Raw genomic sequence first — 13,458 nt, 5'->3', positions numbered from 1 at the left:
AACCCGAGACCTACGGAAATCCAAGGGCAGTCAAGAAGCCTCAAAAGTCTCTTTTGTTGTGCCGAGGCAGGCGATTGAGAGAAATAAAACCCATCTCCTGTTGTCAAGATCTTTCAACCAGGTAGCAGGTTTTTAGGTCGAGATGTTCAGGTTTGTTCTTGATGTCTCAAGGGTCTAAGCCAAGCCCCCATTGCGGTTCCACACGGTGCCATCCATCTGCCCTCAACTTGTTCCAGATTTCAACGGCATCACGCTTCGGTAAATGCCTCCTGCTTTTGAGCAAGGCAGGAGACCCGTCAGGCATTGCTCGCCCTTTATCCATAAACACAAACAGATCGCTCCGCCAAGACTTTTGATCGCGATGGAAGCGAAGGGACCAGTGCTTGTTTGGATCAATCAACCAACCTTCTGGCTCACATGCTGAACTGCCACCCATAGCGCCCCCTCGGTAGTAAACATGTATTACTTCAGGAATAGGGAGTGCGTCAAGCCCTCTTCGCCAACTCCTTGTAGGCCCAATAGCCACCCGCGGCAATGATCGCCAAAGGCACAAGGGCTCTAAGAACCGAGAGAGCAACAAAGAGAAGCAGAGAGAACGCACCGAATTTCTTGACGATTGCCTTTGTTTCGTCGCTCATCGCATCCCAACGCTCGATCAAAGACATGGTGGCTGGACTGCATGCTGATCTGCTTTCTACCCAATACCTCTTGCGATGCAACCTCAAGGGCAGCAATCCACAGGCGAGCCCAGCCTTGCTAGTTCGCTCAAAAGGCTCTTGATAATCAACCAAGTCAAGTAAAAGCACTGTCTGGTTCACCCCAATGACATCCCAAAAGCCTTGGGTTATTGCTAGGGAAAGCCACTAGATCTCTTCTTGCACAAATGGGATACGGGCACGATGGAGACCCGTTGTGGCTCAGGGGGCCTTCCAACAGGCCCCCGCAAAATCAAGTTGGCTGCACTTGATAAACCTTTGAGCGGCCATTGCACTTCCTCACACCCCAGGAAATAGGAGCCTTCGACTTCGTGATTTCTTGTTCAACACAGATGTTTTGATTATTTGCCCAGTGCGCGACAGGCGCCAAACTGAAGGCAATAAAAGCAAGAGACAAAGCAGCTATTAGCAGAGCAGCTGCCGTAACCACAGGAAGCACAACGCTTTTCAGTGTCTCCATTTCATTGGCTCCTGGGAAGTCAATGCCAGCTTAAGAAAGCGAGGAGCTCTTTTTTAAAGCGCTGCCAACCCTATGGAACGTGATCAATATGCAAGCGTTGTCACATTATTCCATTGTTCAATGGTTCCTTTTTTTCATTATTTCATTGCTCAAACTCATCTGAGCGGACGGTCATAGAAGAAGCAAACAAGACGAGAGGAGCCCCCGATCACAACAGCTACCAGAGGACGCACCTAGCGAAGCCTTGACTGACTTTCAAGAGCAAAGTTGGCGCAAGACGTCACATCTGCCAAACATTGAATCCATCAGCTACAAGCAACATTTCATGCGCAGCCATGACGCATTCACGCCTCTAGCGATCAGCCCCTTCTCGATCCCCGTCTCCTCAATAAATGTCGACATTAATTTAGATATCGCAACCAAGCAAGTAGGCATTGATCATTTCTTTGAAAATTCAATCACACCACTACGCCGATCTAGAAAGGCTGGAAGTAGCAACAACGTCTACTGCAATGCCACTAGACAGTCCTGCAACGACAACAACACCTTCAGCAGCATCGTCCATCGCAGCAACCTCTACAGAGTTAAGCCTTGCTGGCTCAAGCTCTGCTGACAAGTCGCTCTATTGAAAATAACTCTGCTGCAAGCAGTCTTGAGCAAGATTCAGACAGCAGCGACAGTTATGACTCCATTGCCGGTACAAGCTGCTTCGACATCGCCGCAACCGATAGCGGGAACAGTGTGTATCAACCGTCAAGCACTGCTCTGTCCTTCAATAGGGATGAGGAAGGATCTAAGACGCTCTTAAAGCTGAAGCGACAAACAGAAAGAACCTGGGATGGACCACAACTAAATACTGTGCTCACCACCACCCTCCAAAGCAAGACGAAAAGGACCAACCTTTAAACAACGCTTTCTACTGCTGATGTAACAACCTCAAAGGCAGCCTGATACGAACATTGCCGTCAGCAGGAGCCTCTGACACCATCTTTGAGAGCCTTTGCAAAAATGGATGTGTTTCCAGCGTCGCTCTTGACGAATTTATCCTTACAACTCGGACAGTTCCCAAGCGGGCTGGAAGACGCCGTCGAGGCCATCAATAATCCGATCAACGGCTTTGCCTGGGGTTGGCCCACAGTCATCCTGATTGCAGGCACCGGCATCTTGCTGATGGTTGGGCTGGGCTTTATGCCCTTACTGCGCATCCCCTATGGCGTGCGCATGCTGCTTCGCAATCCAACCTCCTCTAGCGAGGGCGAAATCAGTCCATTCCAGGCACTGATGACCTCGATGGCGGCCACGATCGGCACGGGCAACATCGCCGGTGTCGCTGTTGCGATCGCCATGGGCGGCCCTGGGGCGGTGTTCTGGATGTGGCTCATTGCCATTTTTGGTATTGCCACCAAGTACGCCGAAGCCTTACTTGCAATTCACTTCCGCGAAGTGGACCCCCTCGGCAATCATGTCGGTGGTCCGATGTACTACATCCGCAATGGCCTAGGTCCAAACTGGGCCTGGCTGGGCGGATTCTTTGCCCTGTTTGGAATGCTGGCGGGCTTTGGCATTGGCAATGGCGTGCAATCGTTTGAGGTCTCCAGTGCCTTAGCCACGATCGGCATCCCTCGGCTTTTAACGGGTGTCGTGCTTGGAGTGCTTGTCTTTGGAGTCATTATTGGCGGCATCAAACGAATCGCCCAGGCTGCATCCGCCATCGTTCCTTTGATGTCGTTGTTTTATGTGATTGCTTGCCTGGTCATCATTCTCAGCAACATCAGCGAAGTGCCAGCAGCGTTCTCAACGATCTTCTCCAATGCCTTCACAGGAGAAGCCGCTGCCAGCGGCACGTTGACCCAAGTGATCCTGATGGGCTTCAAGCGCGGCATCTTCTCCAATGAGGCTGGTCTCGGTAGTGCGCCTATCGCTCACGCTGCCGCCAACACCAATGACCCAGTCCGTCAGGGCACTATCGCCATGCTTGGAACCTTCATCGATACGTTGATCATCTGCACAATGACGGCTCTGGTGATCATCACCACCGGTGCCTATTTGGGTGGTGAGTCAGGCTCTGATCTGTCAATCGCTGCCTTCAACAGTGGCCTTGCAGGCTCAGGTTGGGTCGTGACTGCTGGCCTCGTGGTGTTTGCCCTAACAACAGTTCTTGGCTGGGGCTTTTACAGCGAACGCTGCACTGAATATCTCTTTGGGGTGCAAGCCATTCTTCCCTTCCGCCTGGTGTGGGTCGCTGTAGTTGTCATTGGCGCTGTTGCAGGCAATCGCGGCGTGGTGTGGGACGTCGCTGACACACTTAATGGTCTGATGGCGATTCCTAACTTGATCGCACTGGTGCTGCTCTCAGGCACTGTCTTCCGCCTCTCCAAAAACTACCGATTTGAAGAGGGCTAAACGTAGAGGTGATCTTGATCAGTGAAACACCACTGCTGATTGAGGGCCTAATCCCCAGCCATTGCATTCAAATGCTCCTTCCAGCCATAGAGGATCTGTCGATGAGCCTTTCGTCGGCAACCATGACCTTCGACTGCGATTGACCCACACCTGAATCGACGTCTCCCTTTGCGTTGTGGTTGGCTCTGGCTGCATCCACCAAGCATGAAGTGCATCAGCTCCAAGCGGTTGCCATTGCAAACCGCCATCAGCCAACGCTGGGCAACGTTGGCGCAGATCACTCAACGACTGAATGAAATCGCGCAGGTCTGCAGGCCAAGGCGTATGCCAAGGGAACCCTTCGCGGCAACCGGGTTCAGGGCCACCCTGCAAACCCGCCTCTGTGCCGTAGTAGATGCAAGGCGCCCCTGGTTGCAAAAACAGCAACAGCAAGGCCAACTTCAACGCCGCAAGATCACCCTGAAGTGTGTGCAGAGCTCTCGGCACATCGTGGCTATCAAGCAGGTTCAACTGGCTGCGGTTCACTTCAGGTCGATACCAACCCAGCGTTGTTGCCAATAGCTCAACAAAAGCCTCCCCACTCAGAGGGTCAAGGGGATAGGCAGGATTGCGATACCGACGGCGTAATCGCTTACCAGCAACCCAGCAAAGGCTGCTCCAACCCATCCGATAATTCATCACCCCATCAAAGTGCTGCCCCTGTAGCCACGGTCTCGCATCACCCCAGATCTCAGCCAAGATCCAAGCGTCTGGATTCACTGCCTTAACCATTTGCCGAAACTCCAGCCAAAACTCAGCAGGCACCTCATCAGCAACGTCAAGTCGCCAACCATCGATTCCCTGCTCGAGCCAATAGCGGGCCACAGCAATCAAATACTCACGCACAGGGGCATGGGCATGATTGAACTTTGGCAAGGCTGGATCGTTCCACCAGCAGCTGTAACCACAATCCTGCCCACGCCGTGGATAGGGATGAAGCGGCCATTGCCGCACCTCAAACCAATCGCGATAGGGCGAAGCCTCACCATTTTCCAAAAGATGATGAAAAGCCCAGAACCCGCGACCACAATGATTAAACACGCCATCCAAAATGATGCGCATCCCGCGGCGATGCACCGCCTCAATCAAAGCCTCTAGCGCTGCATTGCCACCGAGAAGCGGATCCACCTGCAAGTAGTCATAAGCGTGATAGCGATGGTTAGCGGCAGAGCTAAAGACGGGTGTCAAGTAAAGGCAACTGATACCAAGCGCCTGGAGATGATCAAGGCCCTCGATCACCCCGTAGAGATCTCCCCCCTGAAAACCCTGCTCAGAAGGGTCACTTCCCCAGCAGCGCAAAGCCAAATGCTGATGAGCTAAGACACGGCCACTACAACGAAAACGATCAGGGAAGATCTGATACACCACCGCCTGGGCAACCCAGCGGGGAGTGTTGGACAGCCCATCGATCTGCTGCATGCCCCATTGCATATCAAGATCCCACCGCTAGCACTTGAACAAGAGAACAGCCATGGATGATCAGCTCCTAAGCCTGGCTCACGCTCAGAGCACCAGTAGCTCCAGGGCCGCCGTCTTCAACCCCGCAGGTCAACTGATCGCCAACGCTTGTGCCCATCCGCCAACAGCGCCGGCACCACTGCTAGACACCTAGACACTAGTAACAATGGTGTCAGACCTTGCTCCCTGAGAATTTTCTGCTGAGTGAACTGCGCAAGCCAGTCATTTCGGGCCTCACAAGACCAGAAGCCTGGCGCAGACGGCAACTCAAGCAAATTGAGGTCCTCATCGAAAAGCACCAAGACGAGGTGCTTGATGCCCTGGCAACGGATCTAGGCAAACCACCAACCGAGGCATTGTTTGAGCTGATCGCGCTGCGTGGAGAGCTCAAACTGGCTCAAGGGCAGCTCAGCCGCTGGATGCAACCCAGGCACGTACGAGTGCCTTTAGCCCATCAGCCAGGTCAAGCCGAGGTGATCCTCGACCCCCTGGGTTGCGTTCTGATCATCGGCCCCTGGAATTACCCCTTCTCTCTAACCCTCCAACCACTGATTAGTGCTCTGGCAGCAGGCAATACAGCAGTGCTCAAACCTTCCGAGCATGCCCCTGCCACCTCTCGACTGATCGCCCATTTGATCCCTCAACATTTCTCCAGCGAGGTCGTACAGGTGATCGAGGGGGATGGGGCCATTGCAGCGGCACTGATCAAGCAACCCTTTGATCACATCTTCTTTACAGGCAGCGGCGCCATCGGCCAGAAAGTGATGGCTGCTGCCGCCGAACATCTCACTCCGGTGACCCTGGAGCTAGGAGGGAAAAGCCCAGCCATCGTGATTGATGGCGCCGATCTCTTGGTCACGGCTAGGCGATTGGTATGGGGGAAGGGCCTCAATGCTGGTCAAACCTGCATCGCCCCAGACCATCTACTTATCCAAGAACAACTCAAACAGCCTCTACTGCAGGCGATGAAAGGAGCCATTACTGAGCTCTATGGAGGCGCTCCGCTGCGATCACCCCACCTCGCAAAAATCATCAACGATCGTCATTTCCAGCGACTACAACACTTGCTTGATCAAGCAAAGCAGCGCGGCAAGGTGCTCTCAGGCGGACAAATTGACCCCGATCAAAGACGCATCGCTCCCACTCTGATTGACGTAGACAAGCGCGACGATCCGCTGATGGAGGAAGAGCTCTTCGGCCCACTGCTGCCTGTTATCAGCGTAGCCAACCTTGATCAAGCTCTCGCTGAGGTCCGACAACAACCAAAGCCCCTGGCCCTCTATCTCTTTGGCGGAACACATGCCGACCAACAACAGCTCCTCAACACAACCAGCTCAGGCGGAGTTTGTTTCAACGATGTGGTGATGCATGTAGGCATTCCTGAGCTGCCCTTTGGTGGAGTCGGGGCCAGTGGCATGGGGCGTTATCACGGCCTGGCTGGTTTCGAAACCTTTTCCCATCAAAAGTCTGTCTTACGTCGCCCCTTCTGGCTAGATCTCAAATTGCGCTACCCCCCCTACAAGGCCAATCTGACGTTGCTCAAAAAGGTGCTGGGATAATCAAGCCGCTTTTTGCAAGGGCATCATTTCGGGATGCTTGAAAAGGGCTAGCGCATCTGCGGAGGCAGCTTATCTTTCACCAAGCTGTAGAGAGAGATTGATGCGCCGGATCATTGTTAGCGCTCTAGCCCTGACAACACTTCTACCGCTGCCATCCTGGGGTGCCAGCGTCACAGTGAGACCCGGTGACACCCTTTCGGAAATCGCAGCGCGATATCAGGTATCCCTTCGGGCCTTGATGCGGCTGAACGGCCTAGCCAATGCAGACAACCTCTTCATCGGCCAGACCCTCAAACTGCCAGGTAGCGCATCAGGCACAGTCACGGCTGGAGCAAGCCGTCACACGGTACGAAGTGGCGAGACCCTCAGCACCATTGCTGTTCGCTACCGAGTGCGCCAGCAGGATCTCATCGCCCTCAATGGTCTGAGCAATGCCAACAATTTATATATCGGCCAAACGTTGAAATTACCGGGAGGTGCTTCCGGGGCAATCAGAGTTGGCGCCAGTCGTCACACGGTACGCAGTGGCGAAACCCTCAGCATCATTGCTGCCCGCTACCGAGTTCGCCAACAGGATCTCGTCGCTCTCAATGGCCTTGCCAATGCAGATACCTTATTCATCGGCCAGACCCTCAAACTGCCAGGCAGCTCATCAGGCACAGTCAGAGCTGGCGCCAATCGCCACACGGTACGCAGTGGCGAAACCCTCAGCACCATTGCGGCCCGCTACCGAGTTCGCCAACAGGATCTCGTGGCCCTCAATGGCCTTGCCAATGCCAACTATGTCGAACGTGGCCAAACTCTGAAACTGCCCCAAGGGGCTGTCGTTCCCAAACCCAAAGCAGCAGCAAAGCGCAAACCTGTAGCCATTCAGGCAAATCCAAATGCCACCTCCCACACCGTGGCTCGAGGGCAAACATTGAACCAAATCGCTGGGGCTTATCAAATCCCTGTAGCAACCCTGATCAAGATCAATGGCATCAACAATCCCAACAAGTTATTAGTCGGCAGCAAACTCGCACTACGGGTCAAACCATCAACAACAACCAAGCCAAAATCCACCACTGCAGTTGCCATCAAACCGACTACAACAACCACCGTTAAACCAACTGTTAAATCCACCACCAAGCCTGCTTTAAAACCACAACCCAAGCCAAAATCCACCACGGCAGTTGCCATCAAACCGACTGCAAAAACCACCGTTAAACCAACCGTTAAGTCCACGAGCAAGCCTGCTGCAAAACCACAACCCAAGCCCAAATCCACCCAGCAAGTTGCTGCCAAGCCTTCGCAAACGCAATGGCGCACTTACGGTTCACTTCAAGTGGACTGGGCCAATTGGAAGTTCATGGGAGGAAGCTACGTGGCCCCAACCCTCAACAAAGATGGCAAAGCCCTTTATCTGGCTGTGAACTGCCCAGCGCGCAAGATCAATACCACCGGCACGAATGGATCTTGGAAAACTTGGGGTGCTCCACAGCAGCGCTTTGAGCATGATCTTGTCAAGGATCTCTGCAAAGCCAAAGGCGGCTAAATGCATCGAGGGCTGCACTCAGGCCGCATAGTGCAGCGGCCAGGGTTGGCGTAAAAAGCGCCGACCGCTCTCACGTAAATAGAGCCGCTGGACGCCATCATTGCTCTCCGTAATCAGCTCTTCCTGCACCAACCTGCGAGCCAACCAACCCCAACGCTCTTGCTTGCGGCCTGTAGTGGACGAAAGGCTTTCACTGAGACTGCGAAGATTCATGCCCTTGCGATCTTCGAGCACCTCAAGCACAGCAAAGGCTTGCTCAGACCAATCACGGCGGCGGGCAGTCTGCTGACAGCGATCGCAGCGACCACAAGGCGGCACCAATTCACCAACGGCAAGCAAGAGCCCTTGTTCCAAGCAAAACTCCCCTTCTGCTACCGCCTCGATACGCCGCAACTGTTGCTGCGCTAGCTCCAACCGCATCTGAATCTCCTGCGTAGCGTTCTCATCAGCACAACGGCGAGCGGAAGCATGCATCGCCCAACCAAGGCTGGTGCGATCACCAGGAGAAAACAACACCAAGCAATCGGCCGGCAGTCCATCACGCCCGGCCCGGCCAGACTCCTGCAAATAGCCCTCCGGCGTTGCAGGCAGATTCAAATGCAGAACCAATCCCACATCGCTGCGATCTACACCCATGCCAAAGGCCACCGTGGCCACCAGCACAGGCTGGTCTTGATCTAGGAAGTCAGCCAGCGCCTGCTGGCGCACCTCCGGGGCAAGCCCGGCGTGATAAGCAGTAGCCGCAACATCCTCCGCCTGCAACCGCTCTGCCCATTGCTCCACAGAGCGACGCGTTCGGGCATAGATCAAACTCGCCCCTCTTGATTTCCCTAACGCCTCAAGCACATCAGGCAAGGGATCTCTCGATCGCCTCCGCATGGCGTAGTGCAGATTATTGCGCCGGGCCGAGCAAACCTGCACCAACGGCCGACGAAGAGCCAAGAGGCGGATGATGTCGGCACGCACCCTTGGAGCCGCAGTAGCACTGAGAGCAACCACAGGCACACCTGGGCAGAGACGGCGCACCTGCCCCAGGCGACGGTAATCAGGCCGGAAATCATGGCCCCAAGCACTGATGCAATGGGCCTCATCAACAGCTAGTGCCACCAACTTTCCCTGCGCAGCTGTGTCCTCGATCAATTGCCGCGTGGCCTCACCCTGCAACCTCTCGGGAGCCAGATAAAGCAAACGCAAGCGCTCTTCTCGCAGGCGAACCAGCGCATCGCGACGGCGCGACGGATCCAGGCCAGCATGCAAACAAGCGGCGGCAATCCCCCGCCGTTGCAGCTGCATGACCTGATCCTCCATCAAAGCCACCAAGGGAGAGATCACCACCACCAGACCATCACGCAACAGCGCTGGCAGCTGATAACAAAGCGATTTACCACCACCGGTGGGCAGCACCGCCAGAACATCCTGACCCGCAAGAATCGCTTCCACCACAGGACGTTGACCAGGCCTGAAACCATCCCAGCCATAGTGATGGTGCAGTGCCTCGATCAGTGGATCCACTTCACACCACCAATAGCGCCCTCAAGATAACGAGAGCCAAGCCTGATGGCACGATCTCGAACTCAAGGCAGCGGCGGCGGCTCTAGCTGGTCAGGAGCCTCCTCCACCAGCTGCAAGCGAACCCGTTTCCCTCCCGCCAACTCCCCAAGCGACACCCTCAAGGTTGCCCCGCTAAGGCTCTGCAAAGCACCCAAAACATCGCGGAGATAAGGGGTACTGCTGCCACTTTCCACCCAAAGGCGTTCCTGTAACCCCCCCAATCGTCGCCAGGCCGTATGCAGCTTCAGAACGGAGGCTTCTAAAGACTGAGCCTGAGAGACAGCATCTGCAAGCAAACCCAAGGCATCAAGACGCTGAGCCTCATGCATGGCCTTCTCCAGGTTGAGTTCACCTTGCTGGAAAGCCCTCACCGCCTCGCTGGCCTCTGTGGTCTTACTGATCCAGCGTGCTGTGCTGGTTACATCCTTAATGCAATCCAGTTCAGGTTCCTCCCGCAAAGCTCGCCTGAGGTCTTCCTGCTGAAGCTCCGGCAGTTTTGCCAGCTCCCTTACCAGAGGAGCCACAACCTTGGGAGGCAAAAGATTCTCCTGCGTGCGCTGGCGGATCTCCTCCGGCAACAGGGGGCTTGTGGCAGACGTGAACTCATCCGTCAGTCGGCGAACCTGCTTGCGAGTGATCTCTTGACCTTCATTCGCTGCCTCGGAAATCATCATCTGCACTTCTGGAACAGCCTGCGTCGTTTCCATGAAGGCCCTTTTAGAGAATTGATTCACGCTGCTCTCCTCCAGCATTCCTTCTGCCAGCAAGTTCTCAGCCGAATCAGCCAGCTGAATCAGGGCATAAGCACGGGTCTTACTGATCTCCCGTTCACGCAACCACTGCAAAAAGCCAGCACCACGCCCCTCACCACCCCGCTTCTCACGATCCCGAACTGCCCTAAGGATTCGCCCCCGCCAAATCTCTGTTTGCAAATCAAAGCGATCGCACAAGGCCCAGGCTTGCTCGAGTCGAGCAAGAAACTCCATAGTGCTGATGTCGTCCTGCTCCGGATCGGGCAGATCCAGCTCAATAGCAGGAGGATCAAGAGCAACGGACGAACTCACCAAAACACACCTGACTTAAGGCTGGATGCTGCCATGGCCTACACCCCAAGGGGCGACATTCTGTGACGCATGAGTCAACTCACACACTCACGGAGATAGTCTTGTGGGTGAATTCAATACCTGCGCAGCGATGGCGATCTCAAAAGGCGACAAAGTTCGCATCAGGCGCGAGGAGAGCTACTGGCACAATGAAGTGGGCACAGTGGCCTCTGTCGACACCACCGGCAAATATGGGGTCCTGGTTCGCTTCGAGAAAACGAACTACTTCGGCATGCAAGGTACCGATAACGGCAACCTCACCAACAGCTTTGCTGAATCAGAACTCGATCGCGCCTAAGGCGTTTGCCGGAATTACCTGAAGTTGAGACGGTCCGCCGCGGATTGGCAGACCGTCTTATTGATTTTCAGATCGACCAGATTGAGGTTTGCCGAGAACGAGCAATAGCAAGCCCTGGAGGTTCTGTCCTATTCATCAAGATGCTCTGCGGCATGCACGTGGGCTCATGGTTAAGACGCGGCAAGTACTTGATGGCGTCTTTACATCATGATTTTGCCCAGCCATCAGCTGATTCAGAACCAGATCCTGATGGTGGATGGTGGGGCGTTCACCTGCGCATGACAGGGCAATTTCAATGGCATGAGGCCATCAGTTCACCCTGCCCGCATACACGCGTACGCATCTGGAATAAAAAAGGTGAGGAACTTCGCTTCGTTGACACCCGCAGCTTCGGACAAATGTGGTGGGTTCCACCTGGCAACGCCCCGGAAACAATCATCACAGGGCTGCAAAAACTTGGGCCAGAGCCATTCAGCAGCGCCTTCAATTCCTCTTACCTAAGCAAACGCTTGAAGGGTTCGAAACGACCAATCAAGTCAGCACTTTTGGATCAATCCATAGTGGCAGGGGCAGGCAACATCTATACCGATGAAAGCCTTTTTGCCGCGAGAATCCGTCCCCACACTCCATCAGGTCAATTAAAGAAGGTTGAACTTGAACGCTTATGCGACTGCCTCACGGAAGTCCTCAGAGTGAGCATCGGTGCTGGAGGAACAACCTTCAGCGACTTCAGAGATCTGGAAGGCATTAACGGCAACTACGGTGGTCAAGCCTGGGTGTATCGCAGAGGAGGCCAAGCCTGCCGGATATGCAGCACGCCAATCCGCCGTGAAAGCCTCTGCGGTCGTGGCACCCACTGGTGCCCCAATTGCCAAAGATGAATCCTGGCAAAAATGTTCGATTCACAGCAACAGCGGCAATCTCTAAGCGACACCATTCGCGATTTCCATCAACGCGGTTGGTGTGATGGGACTGGAGGTAATTTCAGCCTAGTGCTACAAAAAACGCCATTGAGATTATTGATGGCACCTAGCGGCATTGAGAAAAGAAATATCGAGGCAGACGAACTCATTGAAGTCAACAGCTCGGGTAACGTGATTAAAGGGGAAGGTAGAGCTAGTGCTGAAACAGATATGCATTTAAAAATCATCGAGCAGACCAACGCCAAGGCCGTACTGCACACACACTCAATGACAGCAACATGGCTATCGAACTACTATAAAAATACTGGGAAAATAACAATTGAGGGCTGGGAAATGCTGAAAGGGCTGAAAGGGATTAACAGCCATTCCACATCAATCACTCTGCCAATCCTATTGAACAACCAAAACCTAGCCAAATTAAGCCAAGCAGCAGGCAAACTGGTCAATGATGCACCCTATGGACTACTGGTCGCAGGGCACGGTTTATACGCTTGGGGGGAGAGCCTAAACGAAGCAAGACGTCATGTAGAAATCTTGGAGTTCCTACTAGAGCTCTGCTGGCGTGAACAACTTATAGCCAGACAAAAATCGTGATCACTCACATCTTGCTGGATATTGAAGGCACCACATGCCCCACAAGTTTTGTCAGCGATACTCTCTATCCTTACGCTTATACCCATCTAGAAGGATTTTTATATGAACACAGAGAAAACAATGAGATTCAATCTCTCATAGATGAAGCTTGGCGCGAATGGCAAGCTGATACGGATGCGAGCAGCAAAGATCTTCTAAGCAAAGCACTAATGGAGAACAGCAGCGAAATCGTGAACATCTGCAGTTACCTTCACCATCTAATAACAATTGATCGCAAGTCTAGTGCTTTAAAAGATCTACAAGGCAGGATCTGGCGAGAGGGTTACGAGAAAGGGGATCTCTGCTCTTCGCTCTACCCAGAAACTATCGAGGCACTCAGCAAACTAAAACAACAAGATTATGTACTTGCTGTATATTCATCAGGCAGCATATCAGCTCAAAAGCTCCTCTACAGACACACGGCTGACGGAGATCAAACAGAACTATTTAGCCACTGGTTTGATACTCGTACTGGCAACAAAAAAGAGAGCAAAAGTTATAGTGATATCTCCATAGCCATGAACATTCCCGTAAAAAAGGTGCTTTTTGTCAGTGATAGCTACGCAGAATGTAATGCCGCAGAAAAAGCAGGCATGAGTGTTTTATTCAGTCTTAGGGAAGGCAATCCAGAGCAAGATCCACATGATCACAAAGCAATCAAAGAGCTCTGGTGTCTATTTGATTATCTTCTTTAAAAATCACACTGACTTGCACATCAAAAAAGCCACCCGCAGGGGTGGCTTTTTCTTGGTAAATCAACAACTCTTTCGCAAGATTGATG

The 13,458-nt window shown here is 53.4% G+C and carries 16 protein-coding genes; 10 read left to right on the top strand and 6 right to left on the bottom strand.

The annotated features are described in order from the left end of the window. Positions 1-166 precede the first annotated feature (166 nt). The 3 genes from PMIT1303_RS05320 to PMIT1303_RS05310 all read right to left on the bottom strand — a co-directional run bounded on the left by PMIT1303_RS05320 (position 167) and on the right by PMIT1303_RS05310 (position 1,176). Positions 167-526 (bottom strand): DUF1651 domain-containing protein, encoded by a 360-nt coding sequence (locus PMIT1303_RS05320; protein WP_369818708.1) that lies wholly within the window; start codon positions 524-526, stop codon positions 167-169. Continuing rightward, complete coding sequence (locus PMIT1303_RS13975) at positions 486-818, bottom strand: hypothetical protein (RefSeq protein ID WP_231901346.1); 333 nt, start codon at positions 816-818, stop codon at positions 486-488. Before PMIT1303_RS13975 ends, PMIT1303_RS05320 begins: the two co-directional genes overlap by 41 nt. A gap of 130 nt (positions 819-948) precedes the next feature. Beyond that, complete coding sequence (locus PMIT1303_RS05310; protein WP_011826774.1) at positions 949-1,176, bottom strand: hypothetical protein; 228 nt, start codon at positions 1,174-1,176, stop codon at positions 949-951. Between the two features lie 325 nt (positions 1,177-1,501). On the opposite strand from PMIT1303_RS05310, the gene PMIT1303_RS05305 reads away from it, so the two are divergent. From PMIT1303_RS05305 to PMIT1303_RS05295, 3 genes are all read left to right on the top strand, one after another. Next, the gene (locus PMIT1303_RS05305; protein ID WP_156486908.1) at positions 1,502-1,789 is read left to right on the top strand and encodes a hypothetical protein; all 288 of its coding nucleotides are present in this window, start codon (positions 1,502-1,504) and stop codon (positions 1,787-1,789) included. Next, the gene (locus PMIT1303_RS05300; RefSeq protein WP_063397826.1) at positions 1,768-2,082 is read left to right on the top strand and encodes a hypothetical protein; all 315 of its coding nucleotides are present in this window, start codon (positions 1,768-1,770) and stop codon (positions 2,080-2,082) included. Before PMIT1303_RS05305 ends, PMIT1303_RS05300 begins: the two co-directional genes overlap by 22 nt. Positions 2,083-2,184: 102 nt before the next feature. Then, positions 2,185-3,579, top strand: a complete 1,395-nt coding sequence (locus tag PMIT1303_RS05295) for a sodium:alanine symporter family protein (protein WP_063397900.1) — start codon at positions 2,185-2,187, stop codon at positions 3,577-3,579. An 18-nt stretch (positions 3,580-3,597) separates the two neighbouring features. On the opposite strand, the gene PMIT1303_RS05290 is transcribed toward PMIT1303_RS05295, so the two are convergent. Continuing rightward, entirely contained in the window at positions 3,598-5,049 is a 1,452-nt protein-coding gene (locus PMIT1303_RS05290) for a glycoside hydrolase family 13 protein (protein ID WP_074159204.1), read from the bottom strand. 40 nt (positions 5,050-5,089) lie between these two features. On the opposite strand from PMIT1303_RS05290, the gene PMIT1303_RS13295 reads away from it, so the two are divergent. From PMIT1303_RS13295 to PMIT1303_RS05280, 3 genes are all read left to right on the top strand, one after another. After that, positions 5,090-5,230 (top strand): hypothetical protein, encoded by a 141-nt coding sequence (locus tag PMIT1303_RS13295; protein ID WP_197459774.1) that lies wholly within the window; start codon positions 5,090-5,092, stop codon positions 5,228-5,230. Between the two features lie 25 nt (positions 5,231-5,255). Continuing rightward, on the top strand, positions 5,256-6,635 hold the full coding sequence (locus PMIT1303_RS05285; protein ID WP_063397825.1) for an aldehyde dehydrogenase family protein: 1,380 nt from the start codon (positions 5,256-5,258) through the stop codon (positions 6,633-6,635). A gap of 100 nt (positions 6,636-6,735) precedes the next feature. Further along, positions 6,736-8,169, top strand: a complete 1,434-nt coding sequence (locus PMIT1303_RS05280) for a LysM peptidoglycan-binding domain-containing protein (RefSeq protein WP_063397824.1) — start codon at positions 6,736-6,738, stop codon at positions 8,167-8,169. Positions 8,170-8,187: 18 nt separating this feature from the next. Here PMIT1303_RS05280 and PMIT1303_RS05275 read toward each other — a convergent pair whose 3' ends face one another. Then, positions 8,188-9,681, bottom strand: a complete 1,494-nt coding sequence (locus PMIT1303_RS05275) for an ATP-dependent DNA helicase RecQ (RefSeq protein ID WP_063397823.1) — start codon at positions 9,679-9,681, stop codon at positions 8,188-8,190. Positions 9,682-9,743: 62 nt separating this feature from the next. Further along, on the bottom strand, positions 9,744-10,784 hold the full coding sequence (locus tag PMIT1303_RS05270; protein WP_011129567.1) for a hypothetical protein: 1,041 nt from the start codon (positions 10,782-10,784) through the stop codon (positions 9,744-9,746). A gap of 130 nt (positions 10,785-10,914) precedes the next feature. Here PMIT1303_RS05270 and PMIT1303_RS05265 point away from each other — a divergent pair, with 130 nt between their 5' ends. From PMIT1303_RS05265 to mtnC, 4 genes are read left to right on the top strand one after another with little or no spacing between them, the layout of a single operon-like run. Then, complete coding sequence (locus tag PMIT1303_RS05265; RefSeq protein ID WP_011129566.1) at positions 10,915-11,121, top strand: photosystem I reaction center subunit IV; 207 nt, start codon at positions 10,915-10,917, stop codon at positions 11,119-11,121. A gap of 5 nt (positions 11,122-11,126) precedes the next feature. Beyond that, complete coding sequence (locus tag PMIT1303_RS05260; RefSeq protein ID WP_063397822.1) at positions 11,127-12,002, top strand: DNA-formamidopyrimidine glycosylase; 876 nt, start codon at positions 11,127-11,129, stop codon at positions 12,000-12,002. A gap of 12 nt (positions 12,003-12,014) precedes the next feature. Next, positions 12,015-12,638 (top strand): methylthioribulose 1-phosphate dehydratase, encoded by a 624-nt coding sequence (gene mtnB, locus PMIT1303_RS05255; protein WP_063397821.1) that lies wholly within the window; start codon positions 12,015-12,017, stop codon positions 12,636-12,638. Further along, positions 12,635-13,372 (top strand): acireductone synthase, encoded by a 738-nt coding sequence (gene mtnC, locus PMIT1303_RS05250; RefSeq protein ID WP_063397820.1) that lies wholly within the window; start codon positions 12,635-12,637, stop codon positions 13,370-13,372. The genes mtnB and mtnC overlap by 4 nt, the downstream gene beginning before the upstream one ends. Positions 13,373-13,458 lie beyond the last annotated feature (86 nt).

The sequence above is a fragment of the Prochlorococcus sp. MIT 1303 genome, from assembly GCF_001631965.1.
Lineage (GTDB): Bacteria > Cyanobacteriota > Cyanobacteriia > PCC-6307 > Cyanobiaceae > Prochlorococcus > Prochlorococcus marinus_D.
The sequence above is the reverse complement of the archived record's forward strand: the minus strand, read 5'-3'. Positions and strand labels throughout refer to the sequence as shown.

What these genes read in the sequence shown, in the direction of transcription:
- PMIT1303_RS05310 (WP_011826774.1), bottom strand. Translation starts at nt 1,176, where the DNA reads ATGGAGACACTGAAAAGCGTTGTGCTTCCTGTGGTTACGGCAGCTGCT.
- PMIT1303_RS05305 (WP_156486908.1), top strand. Translation starts at nt 1,502, where the DNA reads ATGCGCAGCCATGACGCATTCACGCCTCTAGCGATCAGCCCCTTCTCG.
- PMIT1303_RS05295 (WP_063397900.1), top strand. Translation starts at nt 2,185, where the DNA reads ATGGATGTGTTTCCAGCGTCGCTCTTGACGAATTTATCCTTACAACTC.
- PMIT1303_RS05290 (WP_074159204.1), bottom strand. Translation starts at nt 5,049, where the DNA reads ATGCAATGGGGCATGCAGCAGATCGATGGGCTGTCCAACACTCCCCGC.
- PMIT1303_RS13295 (WP_197459774.1), top strand. Translation starts at nt 5,090, where the DNA reads ATGGATGATCAGCTCCTAAGCCTGGCTCACGCTCAGAGCACCAGTAGC.
- PMIT1303_RS05280 (WP_063397824.1), top strand. Translation starts at nt 6,736, where the DNA reads ATGCGCCGGATCATTGTTAGCGCTCTAGCCCTGACAACACTTCTACCG.
- PMIT1303_RS05265 (WP_011129566.1), top strand. Translation starts at nt 10,915, where the DNA reads ATGGCGATCTCAAAAGGCGACAAAGTTCGCATCAGGCGCGAGGAGAGC.
- mtnB (WP_063397821.1), top strand. Translation starts at nt 12,015, where the DNA reads ATGTTCGATTCACAGCAACAGCGGCAATCTCTAAGCGACACCATTCGC.